This is a genomic window from Herbaspirillum sp. UBA812 (assembly GCF_002296545.1).
GTDB lineage: Bacteria > Pseudomonadota > Gammaproteobacteria > Burkholderiales > Burkholderiaceae_D > Herbaspirillum > Herbaspirillum huttiense.
The window spans coordinates 1,085-6,283 of sequence record NZ_DBIC01000287.1 but is presented as its reverse complement, the minus strand read 5'-3'; the positions used below and the strand labels follow the sequence as shown (position 1 = coordinate 6,283).

Annotated in this window: 5 protein-coding genes; all 5 read right to left on the bottom strand. The window is 66.1% G+C overall.

From position 1 onward, the window contains the following. On the bottom strand, positions 1-1,122 hold a 1,122-nt coding region (locus tag B3873_RS19810; protein ID WP_286868491.1), incomplete at its 3' end, for a methyl-accepting chemotaxis protein. 543 nt (positions 1,123-1,665) lie between these two features. Beyond that, complete coding sequence (locus B3873_RS19805) at positions 1,666-2,949, bottom strand: MSMEG_0569 family flavin-dependent oxidoreductase (protein ID WP_286868490.1); 1,284 nt, start codon at positions 2,947-2,949, stop codon at positions 1,666-1,668. 49 nt (positions 2,950-2,998) lie between these two features. Then, complete coding sequence (locus B3873_RS19800; protein ID WP_034338457.1) at positions 2,999-3,286, bottom strand: MSMEG_0570 family nitrogen starvation response protein; 288 nt, start codon at positions 3,284-3,286, stop codon at positions 2,999-3,001. Next, the gene (locus B3873_RS19795) at positions 3,279-4,475 is read right to left on the bottom strand and encodes an MSMEG_0565 family glycosyltransferase (RefSeq protein ID WP_286868486.1); all 1,197 of its coding nucleotides are present in this window, start codon (positions 4,473-4,475) and stop codon (positions 3,279-3,281) included. Before B3873_RS19795 ends, B3873_RS19800 begins: the two co-directional genes overlap by 8 nt. Further along, positions 4,476-5,199: sll0787 family AIR synthase-like protein (locus B3873_RS19790; RefSeq protein ID WP_286868484.1), on the bottom strand; the 724-nt coding region annotated here is incomplete at its 5' end.

Below are 5,199 nucleotides of genomic sequence, written 5' to 3'. Positions count from 1 at the left end.
CAGGTCCATGTTGCCGCTGGCGATATCGCGCGTGGCGGCGTGGATGGTGTGGCTGGCTTCGCGGATGTCGAGCATGACGTGCTCGACCTTGTCGACGAAGCGATTGAAAGCGGCACTGATGCGGCCCAGCTCATCGGTACTGCCGTGGGTATCGAGGCGGCGGGTCAGGTCGCCATCGCCATCGGCGATTTCTTCCAGCGCACGCTGCACCACCGACAGGCGGCGCAACACGCGCGAGATCAAGGCACCCAGCACCAGCGCGGCGAGGATGGTCACCAGCACGGCCATGACGCCCGAGCTGGCCAGCATGGCGGTCAGCGAAGCCAGCGCATCGGCGCGGTCCACCGCCACCACCAGCAGCCAGTCGGTGCCGGCCACGCGGGCAGCGAACAGCATCTGCTGGCGGCCATCCAGGGCCAGTTCCTGATGGCTGTTGGCGGCCATGGCGGCGGCCAGCGATTGCGGGGTGATGGCGGCATCCAGGTCCGACAGCGGCTTCAGGCGCAGCTTGTCATTGGGGTGGGCGATGATCTTGCCGCCCAGGTCGACCAGGAAGGCGTAGCTGTTGGGGGTCGGCTTGATGGCCACCACGTCGGCCACCACGCTGTCGAGCAGCACGTCGGCTGCGGCCACGGCAGTGACCTGGCCATCCTTGCTGATGGCTTCGGCAAAGGTCACCAGCAGCTTGCCGGTACTGGCGCTGGTATAGGGCGCGGTCAGCACCGGCCCCTTGCTGGAGGCCGCCAGCTGGTACCAGGGGCGCTTGGTCGGATCGTAGTCGGGGGCCCGGTTGCGCTGCTGCGAGAACACGGCGTGCTTGTCGGCATAGCCGATGTAGGCCAGGTCGAAACCACCGGCGGTCTCGGCCGCCTTCACGAAGGGCAAGGGCTCGGCGGCATCGGCCGCCTGCTTGATGGAAGACACCACCAGTTTGCGGGCGTCGGACCATTCGGCAATGGCGGACGCCTGGCTTTGCGCCAGCTGGACCATCTGGCCATCCAGCACGCTCATGGTGCGCGAGCGTGCCGTGAGGAAGTTGGTCAGGACGATGGCCAGCATGGCCAGCACGACGATGCCGGCACAGAGGGCGATGAGTCGGGTACGCAGGGAGGAAGATGTCATGATGTGTGGATCTGGAAAAACTGTGGATGATCGGGCAAACGCCTGCCCCGGCCACAGCAAGGCTGCGGTCGGACCTGAAGGCTGATGGAATGTCGTTATGACGCCGGTTTGGCCGGAGTGCAGGGAATGGTGCCGTCCGCAGTCATGAGCCCGGCCCCTGCCGTGGCTCGCCCCGTTCTGATGCGGAAGACGCCATGTCGGATCGTTCCCCCGTTGTAGTCACGCGATCCGATTGATTGCAAGCGTAACAGCGGGCGACGCGGGCGTTTCACAAAATCGTGAAGTTCCCGGCACATGGAGATGAAGTGATGCGCGCATGCCACGTTGCCATGCGGAAACGCCATCCCTGCTTGCCGCACGGCGGGCGCTGAACTTTTCTTGCGATTTAAGTCTGGCTTAATTTTCGGGGCCTAAAGTAGGCACATCGGGATCTCCTCTTTCCCCTTGTCCGCTGCGACGACATCCAGCGGATCTTTCAGCCCGTCCCTCCCCCGGACGGGCTTTTTTTCGTGACGGCTCGCCTGGCCAGTGTTCCGGGGGCTCTCAGGCCGCCTGCGACAGGTCCGGCTGACCGGCCTGCGCCTGCAGCGCACTGATGTGCTCGAACAGGTAGCGGGCATCGCGGTCGATACCCGAGAAGCGGCCCGAACCCCAGGTGTATTGCCAGGGCAGGCCAAGGAAATACAAACCCGGTGCAGCCGTCACGCCGCGCACATGGCCGGGGTAGCCGCGCCCGTCGAAGATCGGTTCGGCGATCCAGCTGAAGTCGGTACGGAATCCGATGCACCACACCACGGCCGAGATACCCCGTGCGCGCAGGTCGAGCGTGCGCACTTCCTCAGCGGGCGGCTGCCAGACGGGCACATAGCGGGCCTCCGTCGGGGCCTCGATCTGCTGCGCGGCGATGAACTTGTCGATGCTGTCCTTGATGCTTTCGGAGACTGCATCGGCCTCGTCGAGATAGCCCTTGAGGCCGCCACCGAAACGCACCACCTCGCCCTCCAGCGTGTCGAACTTGCCGTAGAGCTGCATGCCTTCCAGGGCGAACTTGCGCAGGTCGATGTCGCGTCCGCCATCCCGGCCCGTGACGTAGTGATTGGTCTTCTCGCGCACCCCGGTGCCCAGCGGATGCTGGTCGACCGGCAGGTCGTAATACTTCATCTTGTCCAGCCACTCCACCACATCCTTGCCGCGATAGGTGCGCGCCACGCGCGGAGCTTCACCCACGCCCAGATGCACGCGCCGGCCGGCCAGGTGCAGGTCCTCGGCGATCTGGCAGCCGGACTGGCCGGTGCCGACCACCAGCACTTCGCCCTCGGGCAGCGACTGCGGATTGAGATACTGGCTGGAATGGATCTGCACGATATCGGCCGGCAGGCGCTCGGCCGCGCGCGGCACCACCGGGATGTGGTAACCGCCGACCGCCACCACCACCTGGTCCGCCGTGTAGGCGCCATCGCTGGCGCTGAGATGCCAGCGCGCACCCGCACGCCACAGCTTCTCGACCGTCACGCCTTCGCGCACCGGTGGCTGGAAGCTGGCCACGAAACCATCGAGGTAGGCCACGATCTCGTCCTTCTTCATGAAGCCATAGGGATCGTCGCCGCGATACGGATAGCCGGGCAGGTTGCATTGCCAGTTGGGCGTGACCAGGCAAAAGGTATCCCAGCGTTCATGCCGCCAGGCGTGGCCGACCTGGTGTTTTTCCAGTACCAGGTGATCGATGCCGGCCTGCTTCAGGTACCAGCTGATCGACAGGCCGGCCTGGCCGCCGCCGATGATGATGACGCTATGGTGGCGCGCCGCGCCTGAGACTTGGGTGGACATGGTGTACCTCGTGCAGTGATGTCGTGTTGGATAAGGCGTGATGGAGCGATCAGGGCGTGAAGGACTCGACCCGGACCACCGGATCGGCACTGGCCTCGAAGCGGGCCGCCATCTCCTCGATGCGGCGCAGCTGGTCCAGCGCCGAGGAACAGGCGAAGCCGTATTTCGCCCGGACCCGCTCGCTGCCGATGTTCAATGCCGTGGCGCTGCGCTGGACAAAGTCGGCCAGCGCGTAGCTGCGTCCCTCCTCCAGATGTTCCTTGACCACCAGCGAGGGGGAATAGCAGTCGGTGACGGTGTCGTCCGGCCAGCGGACACGAAAGTGCATTTCAGGCATGGTGTTCCTCTTGGAATGACGCTGCCACGGGCTGACAGCGGATGAAATCTGCATACAGCTCCACATGCCGGCGTGCCGAGCGCTGCCACGAAAAACGCGCACAGACTTCCAGGCCAGCCGCTATCAGCCCAGGCCGCGCCGCCGGCGCCAGCGCATGCGCGATGCCGGCGGCCATCGAGGCCGGATCGTGCGGATCGACCCAGGCACAGCAATCGCCGTCGAGATACTCGGTAAAGGGCGCGATGCGCGACACCACCACCGGCACGCCACTGGCCATGGCTTCCAGCACCACCAGTCCGAAGCCTTCCTTCAGGGAAGGAAAGACCAGCACATCGGCGCAACGGAACAGGGACGGCATGTCGGCATCGTCTACTTGCCCGAGGATGCGCACGGCGTCGGCCGGCAAGGCGGCGGCCGCCAGCTCGGTCTCGAAAGCGCGCTGATAACCGGCGTGATCCAGCACGCTCGCGCCCCCGGCGATGAGCAGTTGCGCCTGCGGATAAACGCGGCGCAGGCGCACGAATGCCTGCAGGATGCCCAGCGTATTCTTGCGCGGCTCCACGCCGCCCACCGCCAGCAACAGCGGCTTGCCGGTCAGGCCCTGCGCGCGCCGCACGGCCTGGTCGCGCGGATCCGGCCGGGGCGAATGGCGCAGCATGTCGACGCCATTGGACACCAGTTCGGCGCGCACGCCATGCTCGCGCTGCAGGATGTCCTGCCAGGTGCGGCTGACGCACAGCAGGCGGTCGGCCATGCGATAGCCGCGTTCCTGCCAGGCATGCAACTGCGGATCATCGAACTGGTCGAGGTGATGTACGGTGCGCACGTAGCCCCGGATCACGCCCCGCTCCACCAGCGTGGCCAGTGCATTGGCGCTGATGGAATCCTGGGCGTGACAAAGATCGAAGGCGTGCATGTCGGTCTGCTCAAAGCAGCGCAGGTAGTCCTCGATGCGCTGGCGCACCATGCCGACGACACCCTCGCACTGCACCGGCCCCGGCACCGGATGGAAGGTGCAGGCTGCCGGACGGAACAAGCCCTTGCCGCGCGCATCCGGCGCAAACAGGCTGACCTCATGGCCGAGCGCCTGCAGGCCCTCGGCCAGTTGCAGGGCATGCACCACGCCGCCGCGCGGATTGACGGAGTGGGTCAGCATGGCGATGCGCAGCGGTGTGGATGACGATTCCATTCAGGCCTCCCGGCGCGGACCGCAACCGATCAGCGCTTCCTCGGCCAGGTTCCAGAAGGGCAAACGCTGTCCGTGCCAGCACAGATCGAGCTGGCGGCTGTCATCGATGCGCCCGATGGACGCTGCCGCAATGCCGCGCGCAGCAAAGCGGGCCAGTACCTCCGGCAGGTCATCATCGGCCACGCTCAACAGGAATCCATAACTGGGAAAGGCGCTCAGCCAGCGCTGGAAATCGACACCGGGCGGACACGGTATGGCCTCCAGATCGATCACCGCGCCCTTGGCGGAGCACTCCAGCAACATCAAGGCGGTGCCGATCACGCCGGCCATGCTGATGTCCTTGCCGGCACGCGCAAGACCCGCTTCGGCCAGTGCGGGCAACACTTCGAGGTCGCCGCGCAGACGTTCGGCGGGCGTGCCGGTACTGGCATTCCAGTAGGCATACGGTTCCTGGAAGCGCCCGCGCAGATCGATGGCCGCCACCAGGTGTTCGCCGCTGCGCGCATCAAAACTGGTCAGCAGGCGCGTGGCCCGGCCGATGATCGAGACGGAAAGCTGTTCGCGGTCATTGCGGCGATTGCTGTGGCCGCCCACCAGCGGCACCCCATAGACGCGCGCGCCCTCGACCAGCCCGTCGAGGATGGGCCGCGCGGCCTCGCCACCACGGCTCCACAGGGCATCGACCACCGCCAGCGGACGTCCGCCCATGGCGTAGATGTCGCTG